This window comes from Paenibacillus sp. p3-SID867 (assembly GCF_025142895.1).
In the GTDB taxonomy this organism is placed as follows: domain Bacteria; phylum Bacillota; class Bacilli; order Paenibacillales; family Paenibacillaceae; genus Paenibacillus_AQ.
Map to the genome: position 1 here is coordinate 89,942 of NZ_JAMBDM010000013.1, position 15,870 is coordinate 105,811.

Annotated in this window: 11 protein-coding genes; all 11 read left to right on the top strand. The window is 50.0% G+C overall.

The window, feature by feature from the left end:
- Positions 1-11 precede the first annotated feature (11 nt).
- The 11 genes from M4D81_RS24275 to M4D81_RS24325 all read left to right on the top strand — a co-directional run bounded on the left by M4D81_RS24275 (position 12) and on the right by M4D81_RS24325 (position 15,842).
- On the top strand, positions 12-905 hold the full coding sequence (locus M4D81_RS24275) for a carbohydrate ABC transporter permease (protein ID WP_071218449.1): 894 nt from the start codon (positions 12-14) through the stop codon (positions 903-905).
- A gap of 11 nt (positions 906-916) precedes the next feature.
- Positions 917-1,753 (top strand): carbohydrate ABC transporter permease, encoded by an 837-nt coding sequence (locus M4D81_RS24280; protein WP_113058931.1) that lies wholly within the window; start codon positions 917-919, stop codon positions 1,751-1,753.
- A gap of 5 nt (positions 1,754-1,758) precedes the next feature.
- Entirely contained in the window at positions 1,759-4,239 is a 2,481-nt protein-coding gene (locus M4D81_RS24285) for a family 43 glycosylhydrolase (protein ID WP_260068315.1), read from the top strand.
- A 37-nt stretch (positions 4,240-4,276) separates the two neighbouring features.
- Positions 4,277-6,043, top strand: coding sequence for a glycoside hydrolase family 2 protein (locus tag M4D81_RS24290; protein ID WP_260068316.1), 1,767 nt, complete (start codon positions 4,277-4,279; stop codon positions 6,041-6,043).
- A 1,205-nt stretch (positions 6,044-7,248) separates the two neighbouring features.
- Entirely contained in the window at positions 7,249-8,262 is a 1,014-nt protein-coding gene (locus M4D81_RS24295; protein WP_260068317.1) for a LacI family DNA-binding transcriptional regulator, read from the top strand.
- Positions 8,263-8,275: 13 nt separating this feature from the next.
- A complete protein-coding gene (locus tag M4D81_RS24300; RefSeq protein WP_260068318.1) occupies positions 8,276-9,712 on the top strand; it encodes an extracellular solute-binding protein in 1,437 nt (478 codons plus the stop codon).
- Between the two features lie 69 nt (positions 9,713-9,781).
- The gene (locus M4D81_RS24305; protein WP_260068319.1) at positions 9,782-10,654 is read left to right on the top strand and encodes an ABC transporter permease subunit; all 873 of its coding nucleotides are present in this window, start codon (positions 9,782-9,784) and stop codon (positions 10,652-10,654) included.
- Between the two features lie 8 nt (positions 10,655-10,662).
- Positions 10,663-11,529, top strand: coding sequence for a carbohydrate ABC transporter permease (locus M4D81_RS24310; RefSeq protein WP_260068320.1), 867 nt, complete (start codon positions 10,663-10,665; stop codon positions 11,527-11,529).
- A 22-nt stretch (positions 11,530-11,551) separates the two neighbouring features.
- A complete protein-coding gene (locus tag M4D81_RS24315) occupies positions 11,552-12,874 on the top strand; it encodes a CehA/McbA family metallohydrolase (protein ID WP_260068321.1) in 1,323 nt (440 codons plus the stop codon).
- Positions 12,875-12,990: 116 nt separating this feature from the next.
- Positions 12,991-14,007, top strand: coding sequence for a response regulator transcription factor (locus M4D81_RS24320; protein ID WP_260068322.1), 1,017 nt, complete (start codon positions 12,991-12,993; stop codon positions 14,005-14,007).
- Entirely contained in the window at positions 14,004-15,842 is a 1,839-nt protein-coding gene (locus tag M4D81_RS24325; RefSeq protein WP_260068323.1) for a cache domain-containing sensor histidine kinase, read from the top strand. The genes M4D81_RS24320 and M4D81_RS24325 overlap by 4 nt, the downstream gene beginning before the upstream one ends.
- The last annotated feature ends 28 nt before the right edge of the window (positions 15,843-15,870 follow it).

The following is a 15,870-nucleotide window of genomic DNA, read 5'->3' on the forward strand; positions in this document are numbered from 1 at the left end:
TGGAATGAAATATGGGTACCAAGCTTGGCGGGTATCGCAGAAGAGAGCTGGCGTGGTTGTATCTGTTTGTCGCTCCGCCAGTTCTCGGGTTTCTTTTGTTCGGCCTTGTGCCGATCTTGTTCTCGATCTATATCAGCTTTCACAAATGGGATATGCTTACCGATCCGCAGTGGACGGGGCTCGCAAACTATAAGGATCTATTGAAAGACGAGAAAGTGTTCAAATCGTTGTACAATACGGTCTATTTGATGATCGGCATTCCGCTCGGCATGATACTGTCGATGCTGCTGGCCATATTGATGAACCGCAAATTCGCCGGCATCTCGTTCATGCGAACGATCTATTATCTTCCGGTCATATCGCCGATTATCGCGGTATCCCTGCTATGGCAGTGGATTTTGAATCAGGATTACGGATTGCTCAACAACTTTTTGTGGGAAACATTCGGCATCACCGGGCCTAACTGGCTGGGCAAGCCGGAGTGGGTGAAGCCTTCGCTCATCCTGATCGGGCTGTGGAGCGGCATCGGCGGGAACATGGTGCTGTATCTTGCAGGATTGCAATCGATCTCCTCGACGTATTATGAGGCTGCGGAAATCGATGGCGCTGGTGCATGGCACAAGCTGACGCGAATTACGATCCCGCTGCTCACGCCGATTCATTTTTTTGTCATCGTTATGGGCATCATCGGTGCGTTCCAGTCATTCAGCCAGATTTACGTGCTTGCGGTGGATGGCGGACCGGAATACAGCGGCGCTACGGTCGTCTACTACATTTTCCAGCACGCGTTCGAGTACTTCAACATGGGCTATGCCAGCGCGGTGGCCTGGGTACTGGGCATTCTCATCTTTATCGTCACGCTCATTCAATTTAAGCTTTCCAATCGATGGGTTTATCAAGACTAGGGGGGAAATCTGTGAAACGGGAAAAAATGACGGACCTCTGGTCGCTGCTGCTGTTGTTATGCGGTTCGATTTTTATGGTCGCACCGTTCATATGGACCATATCGACCTCGTTAAAGGATCGGCGAAACGTATTTGAAATTCCTCCACAATGGATTCCCGATCCGTTTACGTTCGACAACTATGCGAAGGTTTGGCTGGAGTCGCCCTTGCTGCATGGATTTATGAACAGCTTGATCATCGTGGTGATCGTCCTGACGATCGGGATGCTGATATCCGCGATGTCGGCCTATGCCTTTGGCAAATTCGAATTTCCTTACAAAGGCATGCTGTTCATGGGTTTGCTCGGGACGATGATGATTCCGTATTCGGTCGTTATGATACCGCAGTATATCGGATTCTCCAGGCTGGATTGGGTGGATACACTGCTGCCGCTCATCATACCTGGCCTGTTCGGCAACATCGTTGTCATCTTTTTCATCCGCCAATATTTGCAAAGCGCGATGCCAACGGAATTGATTGAAGCGGCGAAAATCGACGGCTGCAGCTTTCCGGGCATTTTCTTCAAGATCGCGCTGCCGATCATGAAGCCCGCGCTCGCCGCCCAAGCTGCCCTCGGCTTTATGGGCATCTGGAACGATTTTCTCGGTCCGCTGATTTACCTGCATACGCCCGAGAAGCAAACGATTCAAGTGCTGATCGCTTCCATGCAGGCCATGTACATTGGCCAGTCGGATTATCCGATGATCATGGCCGCCGCCATCATCGCCATGGTGCCGGTGATCATCGTGTTCTTTTTCTGCCAACGATACTTTATCGAGTCGATGGCAATCAGCGGAATCAAGGGGTGAGACACATGCCAATAAGTATGCCGCGCCTGTCGAAGATCGTTTGTTGTCTTGGCATGTTAGGATTAGCGGCCGGATTGGCATTGTCGGGATGCGATTCAAGAACGAAACCGGAGGCGGTCGATTTGGACATTTACAACGAAAAGATGTACGCCAATCCTTTTCCTTCCCTAGAGGAAGAATGGGAGGATTACGGCAACGGGGACCCGTATATACTGCGGCATGACGGCCGCTATTATCTGTATGTCAGTACAAAGGATCACCGGACGGGCATCAAGGCGTGGATATCGGACAATCTGGTCGATTGGAGGTATGCGGGGCTGGTGACGGAGGATCCCGTATCGACCGGCGCCTACGCACCTGAAGTGATTTACTGGAACGGCTGGTTCTATCTCTATACGTCTCCGGCAGGAAAAGGGCATTATGTGTTTCGAAGCGAATCGCCGACAGGCCCGTTCGAACGGATCTCCGACAACGTCGGGATGAGCATTGACGGCTCGGTATTTATCGACGATGACGGCTCCTGGCTGTTCACCCATGCTGGTTCGTCGGGCATTGTCGGCGTTCCAATGGACGGTCCCGCCGAATTCGGGGTGGGCCAGACGATCCAAGGGCCCTATCTGGGGCATTGGACGGAAGGGTCCATGATCATCAAGCGGAACGGTACCTATTACATGACATATACCGGGAATCATGTATTCAGCAAAGGCTACCGCATTCATTATGCCGTGTCGCATGATTCGGCGCTAGGTCCGTACACCATTCCGGCCAACAACCCGCTCGTCATCAGCACTAAGCCGGACTTTTACGGGCTCGGCCATAGCTCGACGGTAATGGGGCCCGATCTGGATTCCTATTATCTCGTCTATCATAACTTGACGGGAAGATCCCAGGAGGGCCCGCCCGTACGTCGGATGAACATCGACCGGCTTGTATTCAACGGAGACAAGATGGAGATTCTGGGGCCTACGAATTACGATCAGCCTGTTCCGGGAGGGCCGGTCTTTGCTGATAGGCTGGACGCAGAAGCCATCGATCAAAGCCGCTGGGAAGCAGCGGATTCTGGAGGAAGTGCACAAATCATTAGCAAGGTGAGCACGGATGGAGTCTTTACTGTCGAATATAACTTGGTTCCATCGAAGGCCCCCGTCGCCGCGTTGTTTGCGTATCAGGACGCGAATCAATACGGGTTCGCCGAAATCGATCCGGAGCAAAACGGGTTATCCTTAGGCAGAATGCAGGACGGCAGCCGCAAGGTGCTTGCCACGGTGGAGCTTCCCGCAGACACGGATTGGTCCAAGCTGCACACGATTCGCGTCGAGCGCGGAGAAGATCGGCTGCGGGTTTACCTGGACGGCGTTCTGAAGCTGGATCAATCGGCGGTACCGTTCGAACCAGGTAAAATCGGTTATCGATACCAAAACGGCGAGCCGAGCTTTTCGTATACGGCATTCTCGAATCACGCTTCCGGCAGCAGCGACTTTGAAACGGCCAAACCGCTTCCGGGCAGCATGGAGGCCGTACACTACTTAAGCGGTGAAGGCAGAGGCTTCTCGGTCCGCCATCCATCGGAAGCAGGCGCATGGCGTGGTTCGGACGGTACGGCGATTAAGATGGCTGAGGATGGAAGCTATTCGGCTTCGCTGACGGATAAAGGCGACTGGTTGCGTTATGCCGTGAACGTGTCGGAATCCGGAACGTATGCGCTGGACCTGACGGTCAAGGCCGGAATGGGGCCGACATCCTTCAAGCTGCTCGTGGACGATAAGAAGGTCGAAAACTATAAAGTTGACGGCAGCCATTACTCGGGTAGCGGTAGCGAACCTTGGGTTAAAATTCGGGTTGGGTCTCTAAAGCTCGAAAAGGGTTTACATAGCCTTGCCATTCAATTGGACAGCGACCATACGATGGAATGGAAAACGATGGACTTCGAGCTGGTCGACATGCAAACGTTCAAATTGGAGAATCTTCTGGAACAAACAAGCTCCGAGGATGTTCACGGCCAATGGATCGAAACGGACGGCGGGTATGCCGGCGCGGCCAATTCCGATGCCAAGATGTATGGCGGAAGCCCCCTTTGGACCGATTATCGCATCCGAACGACCGTGAAGCTGGGCGACGATCCGTCCGGTCAGGCGGGAGTGCTCTTTCGAGTGACTAACGAGTCGGATTTCCGGGATCAAGTGAGTGATTCGCTGATGGGATATTTCCTTGCGGTCGGCGCTACGAAGCTTGAGCTGTACAAACATAATTACGATTCCGAATTACTGCATAGCGTCAAGGTTTCGCTGAAAGCGAACGAGCCAACAAGCTTGCGAATTGAAGCGGTACGAGGCACGATTCGCGTATATGTGCAAGACGGGAGAGAGCCGATCCTGACATATGATGATCCCCGGGCATTCATGCAGGGGAGAGTAGGCCTGCGATCGGTTCATGCGGAGCAGATCGAGCTCGGCGACTTAACGGTGGAATCCATGGGTACGAAATAGAAACGATAAACTAACAGAAGATGGAGAGTGGAACATAATGTCTAGCTCGCACAAATATATTAAAGACTATCCTAGACCGCAATTGGTGCGTGAAAACTGGGAAAATCTGAACGGGGAATGGGATTTCCGTTTTGACGATGCATGGGAAGGGGAGAGCGGCAAGTGGTACGACCGTCTTGAAGCAGACCGCAAAATTACGGTCCCCTTCGCGTTCGAAACGAAAGCAAGCGGCATTGCGGATGAATCATTCCACCCCTGCGTATGGTATGAGCGGATGGTTGCCATACCTGCCAAGGAAGCAGGCAAACGTATCCTGCTGCATTTTCAAGCGGTCGATTACTCGGCGACCCTGTGGGTCAACGGACACAAAGTCGGCACGCATGAGGGCGGATACGCAGCCTTTTCCTTTGACATTACCGAAGCGGTTGAGGTCGGCCGGGAGAACCGGATTACCGTTCGAGCCGTGGACAGCAACAGCTGTACCCAACCGCGCGGCAAGCAGCGGTGGATGCAGGACAACTTCGGTTGCTGGTACGTGCAGACGACAGGGATATGGCAGACTGTGTGGATGGAGTACGTGAATCCGATTCATATCAACCGGGTAAAAATAACGCCGGAGCTGGAACGCGGGTCGGTAAACTTCTGTTACGAACTGGGCAACGCTGGGCAGAATTACGACGGATTGACTCTGCAGACCATCATCCGGTTTGATGGTAAGCTGATCCGGTCGACGGAAACGAGCGTAGAGCGCGGCACCGTAGCAGTTGACGTGAGCGTTGTTAACGAGGCCGTGGGCGAGTGGAAGGTCAAGCCGTGGCATCCGAACCATCCGAATTTATACGACGTCGAGATGATTCTGAAGCAAAACGGAAAGCCGGTCGACACGGCCTATTCTTACTTCGGCATGCGGAGCATCCGGATCGTAGGTGATCAGGTCATACTGAATCATACGCCGATCTATCAGAGACTGCTGCTGGACCAGGGCTATTGGAACGATACGCATTTGACGCCTCCATCGGAGGAAGCGCTGCTGGAAGACATCGACAAAACGCTGGCCCTCGGCTTTAACGGTGTGCGCAAGCATCAGAAGCTGGAGGATCCCCGGTACTTATATTGGTGCGATCGCAAAGGGCTGCTGGTATGGGCGGAGATGCCGTCAACCTACGAATTCGGGGACGATGCGGTTGAGCGATTCACGAATGAGTGGATGGCTGTCGTTCGCCAGCATTACAATCATCCTTCCATCATTGCATGGGTACCATTCAACGAATCCTGGGGAATAACTGACATCGCCACCGACCGCAAGCAGCAGCAATTTACGGAATCCATCTATCATTTGACCAAGGCATTCGACCAGATGCGGCCGGTCATCGTGAACGACGGCTGGGAACATACGATTTCGGATATCATTACACTCCACGATTATGAAGAGATAGGCGCTATGCTGGAAGAGCGATATCGGGACAAAGACGCGCTGTTAGGCAACAAATTCGCGCATAACACGCATCGTTATCCATTCGCGCAGGGGTATGGCTATCGAGGCCAGCCTGTGATCATCAGCGAATACGGCGGCATCGCCTTTACAAGCGAAGAGGGTTGGGGCTACGGCAATCAGGTTCGTAACGAGGATGAATTCTTGAAGCGATACGAAGGAATTACGCAAGCGATTAAAAATTTGCCATACGTGAGCGGATTCTGTTATACGCAAATTACGGACGTGCAGCAGGAAGTGAACGGTTTGCTGACGATCGAGCGCGAACCGAAAGTAAATATGGAAGCGATTCGAAGCATTAACTTGGCGTAGGTGAATATGGACTTGATACGAAGCATTAACCTGGCATAGGTGAATATGGACTCGATTCGAAGAATAGAGCTGGCGTAAGTAAATATGGAAGCGATTCGGAGCATTAACCTGGCGTAGGTGAATATGGACTTGATACGAAGAATAGTTCTGGCGTCGTTGAATATGGACTTGATACGAAGTATAAGCCTGGCGTAAGCGAAAATGGACTGGAATCGAAGCTAGACCTGGTGTATGCGGTTATGGACTCGATTCGAAGCATTAAGCTGGCGTAGGTGAATATGGACTCGATACGACGCATAAACCTGGCATAGGTGAATAGAGAGCGTCATTGCACACTTTTTCTGGAAAATGTTTAGTTTTCTCGCGAGATATAGGCATGCACAGAAGCAGCAGGGACCCGTCAATGGATAGGTCTCTGCTGCTTCTTTCAGCCGTTTAGGATTTGATTTTCCATATCAAGGGGGAAATACATGCAATAGAATACTCGACCAAAGTGATGGATATGAAGAAGATTAAGGATAAGTTGGTTATATGAATAAGATGGGTATATGGATAAATACATCGGGTTCTTCTAAAGGATCAACTGTGGCAGCGATAATGAGAGCCCAATTAACAATAGCCCTATTTTCAAATTGGAAGTAAAAATAGGCAGGTGCACTGATGTATGCGGACAGGAGGTCCGCTATTTCCCAACAAAAGTACTAATTTCAATGCTTAGCGGACACAGAATCCGTTATTCTCGGTTTTTTCTCTGTTTTTGCGGTGATATACCGGTAATAGCGGAACCTGTGTCCGCTTAATCTTATATTTAGCACCTTTGCTCACAAATAGCGGAATCACGGTCCGCACGGAGTTAGTATAATAGTTTCTTACTCATAATTAGGCGGGACACCCGATGCGAACCGCTATAAAGTAAAGCGATGCCAATCGAAAATAACTAATATGGCAACCCGGACACGATAGGGGTCGGGTTCACATGAATATACATGCGTAGAAAGTCGCCATAGGCGGCTTTTTTTGATTTGTCAGAAAAAACAAGAGCAGCATCCTTCATCAAGCTGGTGCAGAGATTTTAATTTTTAATTAACAAAAACCTGCATTCTATTAAATTATTCTTTTTTACAATCAATGGCGTAGGGTTATTAAACCGGTTTAATGATCCAGCAGGCACAATGAGAATTTGTTAGAGAAAGGAACAACCATAGATGGCTACCATTGATGACGTTGCCAAGAGGGCTGGTGTATCCAAGGGGACCGTATCCAGTGTGTTCAGCAAAAAAAGGCCGATCAGCCAGCAAGTGACGGAGCGGGTACTAGAGGTAGCCCAAGAGCTGGGATATTTCCCGAATCATCTGGCCCGAAGCCTCGCGATCAAGAAGACGATGAGCATCGGCCTCAAGATCCCTCTCCCGCCTGATGGGACGATGACGGCTTTCGATACTCAGTTGATTAACGGTGTCATCAAGGAATGCTCCAAGCAGGGCTACCGCTTAGTGCTCGACACTTTACCCGAGCAGGATGATCCTACGATGTATTCACAGGATCCTGTCGATGGCGTCATTCTGCTCAACCCGCGAAAGAATGATTTGCGTATCCAACGGTATCTGATGATGGGTACACCCCTTGTGCTGGTGGGGCGGTCGGATCCATATGACGATTCGATCAGCTACGTGGATAACAACAACACGAAAGTGGCTCATCAGGTAGGAGATTATTTGCTTCAAGGAGGACATCAATCCATCCTCTTTCTGAATGCAGCCTCCGATATGACCGTGTCCTATGATCGAAAACATGGCTTATTGGAAGCTTATCGCCAGTACGGTCTGCCGATGCGCGAAGAGTACGTGATGTACTATAACCACAAACTGCATGCCAACGGCACGGAATACGGATACATGTCCATCATGAATACGTATAGAAACATGTACTATACGGCAGTCATTACCGATACGGACAGAGTGGCTCTTGGCGTGCTGAGGGCAGCCAGGGAGCTTGATATTGAGGTGCCCGAACAGCTGTCGGTCATCGCCCTCAGCAATGATGCGATTTTAGCTCAAGATATGAATCCAAAGCTGACATCCGTGGAGTTGTCGGCAGAGACGCTTGGAGCTGAAGCAGCCAAGCTGTTGATCGAGAAAATAAGCGATAAACGTATCCACAGGCAAATCATCATACCCGCACAGCTGGTTGTGAGGGAATCCTGCAAATTTCTTATTTAATGACAATTAAGGAGTGGTTAGCTTGGTAAAAAGAAACAAGATCATGAGTGCAATCATGGCTGTAACTCTGTTCGGTGGGCTGCTTGCGGGCTGTTCTCCGAACGCAGGCAGCAGTACACAGGAAGGCGGCATTGCCGCGTCCCAAGCTGCATCGAAAGAAGAACGCACACTCAAAATCATGACGGGTGTCATCGGCGGCAAAACGCCTGAGGAGAACACGCAGTTCGAGCAAGAAATCGAACGTCTAACCGGCATCAAGGTAATGATAAACAAGCCGGCTGCTGACTATGACCAGAAGCTGCTTGCAGCGATCGCTTCCGGAGAAAAATTCGATCTGCTGCAAATCAGCAAAGAGAAGATGTCCACCTTCGTTGAACAAGGAATTCTTACGCCGCTGACCGATCAAGTGAACGCCTCCAAGGTGCTGTCGGATCCAAACGTCATTCCCGCGAATGAGTGGGAACAAGTAAAGACGAAGGATGGCCAGATCTACGGCGTGTTCACCAAGTACCAGGGAGGAACGATGCCGATCGTTCGCAAGGACTGGCTGGACGAATTAAACCTGCCGGAGCCTGCAACGCTGGACGATTATTATAACGTCCTCAAAGCGTTCACCGAACAAGATCCGGACGGAAACGGCAAAAAAGACACGTACGGACTCAGCACGGCCGGCATGTATGAACTGCAGGGCTTCTTCAGCGCAGCGGGCTTGAAACAACGATATGTGGAAACGGCGGACGGCAAGCTGGACGTTCCATATTCTACAGATGCGGCCATCCCGGTTTATGAATGGCTGAACAAGCTGTTTGAGGAAGGCATTCTGGATCCGAACTTTACCACGAATGACACCGGTAAAATGCGAGACCTGTTCCTGACCGACCGGGTCGGCATGATTACGTACTGGGACGCTTGGGTAGGCATGCTGAACAATACGCGCCAGGAACAAGATTCGAATACGAAATTCGAAGCGAAGGGCTTGCCTGGTGCAGCCGACGCAAACGGCAACCACATGCTGCGCAGAGGCGATCCGGATGTTTGGGTTATTCCCGTCAATGCGGAGCATCCGAAAACAGCCTTTGAATTCATTGAATGGTGGCATTCCGAGGAAGGTATTACGCTGGGCAGCTTAGGCATAAAGGATGTGGATTACACGGTTGCCAACGGCAAATACGAATTGACCCAAACCGGTAAAGAGCATGCTTCCGACCATGGCGTTCCTTTCTGGTATAACCGCAACGTCGAACCGCCTTTCGGTAAACTGCCGGGCGTCCAGGAAGCGCAGGATCTCGTCGATCAATACGCTGCATTGGAATTAACGCCTCCGAATTGGGCGAATGCCGAGAAGATTATCAATGAATATTCCTTCAAAGCGATCATGGGCGAGATGCCGGCTGCCGACGCCGTAAAAAAAATGCGAGAAGAGCTTAAAGCAGGCGGACTTATCGATTAAAGCATGAAGAGGAGGGGCGGTGATGACGCCGCGCCCTTCTTTATTTTTTTAATAAGGGGGCGAAATTCCGTGAAAGCCATATTCAAATACAAAACCCTATACTTTATGATGCTTCCTATCCTGGCCTACTTCCTCATCTTTTCCTTTTATCCGCTTGCCCGGGGACTTGTTATCAGCATTCAAGATTACCGGCTTATCGGAGATCGTCCGTTCATCGGCATCGATAATTATCTGAGTGTGCTAAAGGATCCGGGTTTTTGGGAAGTTTTTCAGAATACGATCGTGATCGGCGCCGGAAGTTTTATCATCAACTTCTTGCTGCCGCTGATTCTCGCGCTTTCCTTAAATGAAGTGGCTTCCGCCTGGTTCAAAAAAATGACCCAGATGATCGTCTATTTACCTCATTTATTCTCTTGGGTTGTCGTAGGCGGAATGTGGATTCTACTGCTGTCTCCGGATACGGGCATCGTGAACCAAATCATTCAGCTCTTTGGCGGTCAGCCGGTCGGGTTCCTGTCTTCGGACCGTTATGCCCGCTCCGTCATGATCCTAACTTCTGGCTGGAAGGAAATGGGGTATACCTGCATTATGTACCTGGCCGCCATCGTAAACATCAATCCATCGCTGTATGAGGCTGCGAGCATGGACGGAGCCAGTCGCTGGCAAAGGATACGATATGTAACGATTCCGATGCTTCGCTCCACCATGAAAGTGGTCATCATGTTGAACGTTTTGGGAATCCTGCGTTTGTTTGATCAAATATTCGTGATGAGTAACGGCGCCATTGCCAATAAAGTCGATGTCATTATGATGTACACCTACCAAAAGGGGATATTGGAATTTAGCGTTGGACCTGCTACGGCGGCCGGCTTCCTGGTGATTTTGGCAACATTCGCGCTAACGTACGTAACAAGAGCGGTGATCCGCTACGATGAAGGGTGAGTCGGTATATGAAATCAACGAATAAAATCAGCTTGCCGGGCCGTGTGTTTGATGCGGTTAATATTCTGTTCCTCCTTCTGCTCGTTTCAACCATGGTTATTCCTTTTCTAAATACGCTTGCACTTGCATTTTCATCAAATTTTGCTTCCATGCAGCCCGGGATCGTACTGTGGCCCAAGGAATTCAGCCTGGAGGGATTCTCCACGGTGTGGAACCGCATGAAGCTTTATTTGCCATTTACGAACAATGTCATTGTGACCGTTGTCGGTACCGTAGGTCATGTGTTCCTAAGTTCTATGGCTGGCTATGTGCTGATTCAAAAAGGGCTTCCCGGAAAAAAGTGGATGTTATCCGCGATCCTGTTAACGATGATGATTCCGAGCGAGGCGATCATGATCCCGCTGTATATCGTGAATCAGGATTTAGGTCTCCTAAACACGCTGTCCTCATTGATACTTTCGGGTTTCGTATCCGGCTTCAGCGTCGTGCTCATGCGAAATTTCTTTTTGAGCGTCCCTTACGAGATGTCGGAATCGGCCCGGATCGATGGAGCCGGGGATCTTCGGATTTTCTTTACGATGTACTTGCCGCTTGCGAGAGCAGGGCTGGCAACCGTTACGCTGTTTGAATTTGTCAGCCGCTGGAACCAATTCACGCCAGCCCTCCTGTATATAAATGACTCGTCCAAATATACGCTGCAGATCGCGTTGAAATCGCTCATTGTTGATACCGATTCGACCTCGAGCAATTTTCTTATCACGACCAATGTTAGAATGGCGGGGATTGTCATTGCCCTTCTTCCGCTGATCGTCATCTATCCGTATGTGCAAAAGTATTTTGTCAAAGGAATGTTTGTCGGCGCAAATAAAGAATAAGCAGAATTGAGGAGGCAGTCGTGTGACCAAACAAATCGAGCGAATGAACATATCGACTTTCAAACGATATATTGAGCATTCGGAACAAAGTACGTACATCGAAGTTCCGTTCCAAATGCCGGAGAGTGTCGAAGAAATCCACGTGAGCTATCAAGTGGAATCCCATGGCGATGAAGCCGCAAAAGCCGTCATTGATCTAGGGATCCGGGATGCCGAGAGAGTAAGAGGCTGGAGCGGAGGGGCACGTCAGGAATTTAGCATCGGTCTGAATCAAGCGACTCCAGGGTATCAGCCTGGACGGTTGGCCCCAGGGTATTGGGCTATTCTCCATAACGCCTACAAGGTTCCCGCTCAGGGTTGTACGGTCACGATAGAAATCGAGTTTACCTACAAGACATCGCGCTGGCTGAAGGGAGATCTTCACACGCATAGCGTTCATAGCGACGGCATTTATACCCTGGAAGAGAATGCGGCTATGATGGAGAGTTTGGGCTGCGATTTTATAGCCATGACCGATCACAATACGAACAGCCAAAACCTTGCTTATCCCCGCGCTACCTCGGTACTGATGATACCAGGTACGGAGTTTACGACGAATTATGGTCATAGTAATTTTCTTGGCGTGACGAGCCCCATGGATGATTTTCGCGTATCGGGAATTTCCGATGTGCACGAGAAGTTTCGAGTCGCCCGCGAGCGGGGGGCCAAGATTGTGCTCAACCATACGCACTGCGATAACTGCCCGTGGGAGTGGGATTTCGATGTGGATTACGACTGGGTAGAAATTTGGAACGGGCCTTGGAGAGAGCACAACAGACGTGCGCTTTCTTGGTGGCAGGAACAGCTTGTCGCGGGGAGACGCCTGGTAGCCGTTGGCGGAAGCGATGTGCATCGACCGGATTCATATGTGAAGCATGCGATGCCATGCGTATGGGTCTGGACTGATGAAAAAACGGTGGAAGGCGTGCTGAACGGTATTGCGGAAGGCCATGTCGTTATCACTTATTCGCCAGACGGTCCCTTTGCCACCCTTCAGTGCGGCGAATACGGGATTGGTGATGAAGTGCCCTATGGGCACGCCGATCACGAGGTGGTCGTTCAACTGGATGAATTGATTCCGGGCGATCGGATTCGTCTGTACAGCGAGCGCGGTCTCGAGGAAGAAACTTCTGTTGACTCGGACGGAGGTGTTACACTGATGGTTAACGCCATGCATAGGAGATTTTTGCGGGCAGAAATTTGGCGGAATCTCGATCTGGCCGATGGCTTGTCGATGGCGGCAGTGACAAACCCCATTTATTTTGCTTCAAAAGAAGAAGCGCAATCATCGAATCACGAGGGTTAAAGCCTTGATCATACATCACCGCTATGTAAAAGCAGGAAAATATCATGCATTCACGAAATCCTCTTTATATCCTGAGAAACCTGGATAATTGCCAACGATGGAGGTTTATCGCACAAATGTACACCGTTCTGATAGCCGAAAATGAACCATGGGTCTTGAAAGGAATCGTCGAGATGGTGAAATCCGCCGGTGAGGAATTCCAGGTGGTAGGGGAATGCAGCAATGGAAAAGAAGCGTGGAGCATGATTCAGGAAGTGTGGCCGATGCTCTTGATTACGGATATCATGATGCCTGAGCTGGACGGGTTATCTTTGATCAAGCAAATAGCGGAGCATCGGATTCCACTTGTATCCGTGATTATCAGCGGCTACGACAATTTTCAATATGCCCAGAAGGCCATGAGCTATGGCGTTTCGGAGTATTTGCTAAAGCCGGTAGAATTTGAAACCCTGACCGAAGCGCTAAGCAGATCCAAGGAGAAGCTGGAATCTCTGAAGGACCTGAACGACTATATCGTCAAGTTCCAGTCGCTATTGGATAACAACCAGGGATTGGCGCTTGATACTCTCATGCAAAAGCAAAGCCACCTAATTCAGTCCGTCTTAAGATTACATGCTCTGAGCAAAAATGCCCGGATTGGGCTGCTGAATATTATGGAGACCAAGCTTAAGAGCCTGTTGAATGAAATCGGCGTTGCGTCCGAGGACATCCCTAAATATGTATCTAATGATGATGGGGCCATCCAGAAATACTACATGGCGCTGCTGGAAAAATGGTACCTCGAGTATCCGGGAATGGGGAAAGCGAGCCTGCCTGAGGCCATTGCCCAATCGTGCCGGTACATTGAGGCAAATTATAAATCGAATCTGTCGCTCACGGAAATGGCGAATCTAACGAATTTCAGCATTTCCCATTTCAGCGCGTTATTCAAAAAACATACGGGCAGCTCACTCGTCGGTTATGTCAATCGATTGCGTATGGATGAGGCCAAAAAGCTGCTGAGAACTACCTCGTACGCTGTATCCGAGATTGCGGAAATCGTCGGGTACACCTCTTCGCCCTATTTCACACGAGTATTCAAAGCGCATACCGGAGTTGCTCCCCTCGAATACAGAAGGAGGATGGGCTCATGAAATGGCGTAACTGGCATCACCGTTTCTCTTTTCAGACGAAGATCCTCGGGTTGGTGCTGTCCGTTAGCTTTATTTCCATTTCACTGATGGCAGTTTTCACGTCCTATTACTATACAGAATCGGCAAAAGATGATTTTTATATGATTACCCAGGATTCTACGGCCCGGATTAATCATCAGCTCGACCGGTATTTTACGCAAATGGCCCAATCGACATATGCATCGATTGCCGGTCCGCTGCCCTCCAATTCGCTGCTCGGCGACAATCCGGAGAGCGGACTTCTGCAGAAATGGCTCATTAGCGGTGAAATGTTCAGTAGAGAACAGGAAGCGCTCGTCGAGGGCATCATGTCAAAGTATATTGCCATCAACTATTCTAATGTCCTGGGGATTGTACTCCGTTCACTGGACGACCGATTGATTTATTCGAAAGATCACGCCTTGAATCATGCCATGATTAAGTACTCGCCATGGCTAAGCAGCCCCTTATCCGATAAGCTGAACATCGTCCCCTCACACTACCGTCATGAAGATGCCGTCATGGCTGCATACCCCTATATTACGCTGATTGTGCCCATATTTGATCCGAATTCCCTCAAGCTCGTCGGAAATTTGAACATCGCTTTATCCATTACCGAAATTCAAGACATTCTCGGACAGACGAGACTCGGGAGAACGGGGTTCTTTTTTATTGTCGATTCAACAGGAGAGATCGTGTATCACCCGGACATGAACTTGGCCGGTCAACGTGTCGAGGACACCGCTCTGGGTGCACTGCCGCTCGGTGAGCAGGATGCTGTAATCAAACGGAACGGAGAGAAAATTCTGATCTCCGGGAACCGCTCGGAAGTGACCGGCTGGAATATGGTTGCTTCTGTACCCATGCATGAAATGGCGAGCGGGCTGGACTTCGCGCGCAAGGCAACGTTCTTTGTGATGACAGGCATTATTATCGTATCGTTGTTGTTTATTCCGAGGATGGTCAGCCAAGTCGTCCGTCCCATTCTTCGCTTGCGGAACCTGATGAAACAGGTGGAGACCGGCGACACGAATGTCCGTGCGGAGTTGGTTGAAGGCAAAGACGAGATTCAGCAGCTTAACGGCAGCTTTAATCAGATGACGGCAAGGCTGAATGAACTCATTCACACGGTACATCATCTTGAGATCAACGAGATGCAGCTGCAGCTGCGGCAAAGGGATGCCCATATCCAGGCACTGCAGAATCAGATCAACCCGCATTTGCTCTACAATACGTTGGAAATTATCAAAAGCATCGCCTTTATCGAGAAGGTGCCGACGATTGAGAGAATGGTGACAAGGCTTGCGGGTGTGTATCGATATACATCGAAGATGCCCGGTTCCGAAGTGCTGCTGCGGGATGAGCTGCGAAATTTGCAAAATTTTTTGGATATCATTCATATCCGGTTCGATCATTTTCGAAGCCGGATATCGGTGCCTGAATCCTGCATGGATTGCCGGATTATCAAGCTGTCGCTGCAGCCGATCGTAGAGAACAGTGTAAAGTATGCGGTTGAACCAAGAAACGGAAATGCCCATATCGCGGTGGAGGCATATGAGAAGGATGGCGACCTTATCATTGACGTTACGGATAACGGCAGTGGTTTTCCAGAAGAAGAATTGCAGCGGATTGTACAGAGAATGAAGTATGTGGAACAACAGGCAGAGCCATCGGACCACGAGGAATCGGTTGGCATCCTCAATGTCCATGCCCGAATGGCTTTAAAATACGGCCCTCCATACGGCGTATGCGTGCATTCAGTATCGGGACAAGGAAGCAAAGTCACGCTTCGATTCCCAAAAAAGACAAACACATGATCAGAAATTCGGATAAAAACATCATCAT

Coding starts and splice junctions, on each gene's coding strand:
- M4D81_RS24275 (WP_071218449.1), top strand. CDS start 12: ATGGGTACCAAGCTTGGCGGGTATCGCAGAAGAGAGCTGGCGTGGTTG.
- M4D81_RS24285 (WP_260068315.1), top strand. CDS start 1,759: ATGCCAATAAGTATGCCGCGCCTGTCGAAGATCGTTTGTTGTCTTGGC.
- M4D81_RS24290 (WP_260068316.1), top strand. CDS start 4,277: ATGTCTAGCTCGCACAAATATATTAAAGACTATCCTAGACCGCAATTG.
- M4D81_RS24295 (WP_260068317.1), top strand. CDS start 7,249: ATGGCTACCATTGATGACGTTGCCAAGAGGGCTGGTGTATCCAAGGGG.
- M4D81_RS24310 (WP_260068320.1), top strand. CDS start 10,663: ATGAAATCAACGAATAAAATCAGCTTGCCGGGCCGTGTGTTTGATGCG.
- M4D81_RS24320 (WP_260068322.1), top strand. CDS start 12,991: ATGTACACCGTTCTGATAGCCGAAAATGAACCATGGGTCTTGAAAGGA.
- M4D81_RS24325 (WP_260068323.1), top strand. CDS start 14,004: ATGAAATGGCGTAACTGGCATCACCGTTTCTCTTTTCAGACGAAGATC.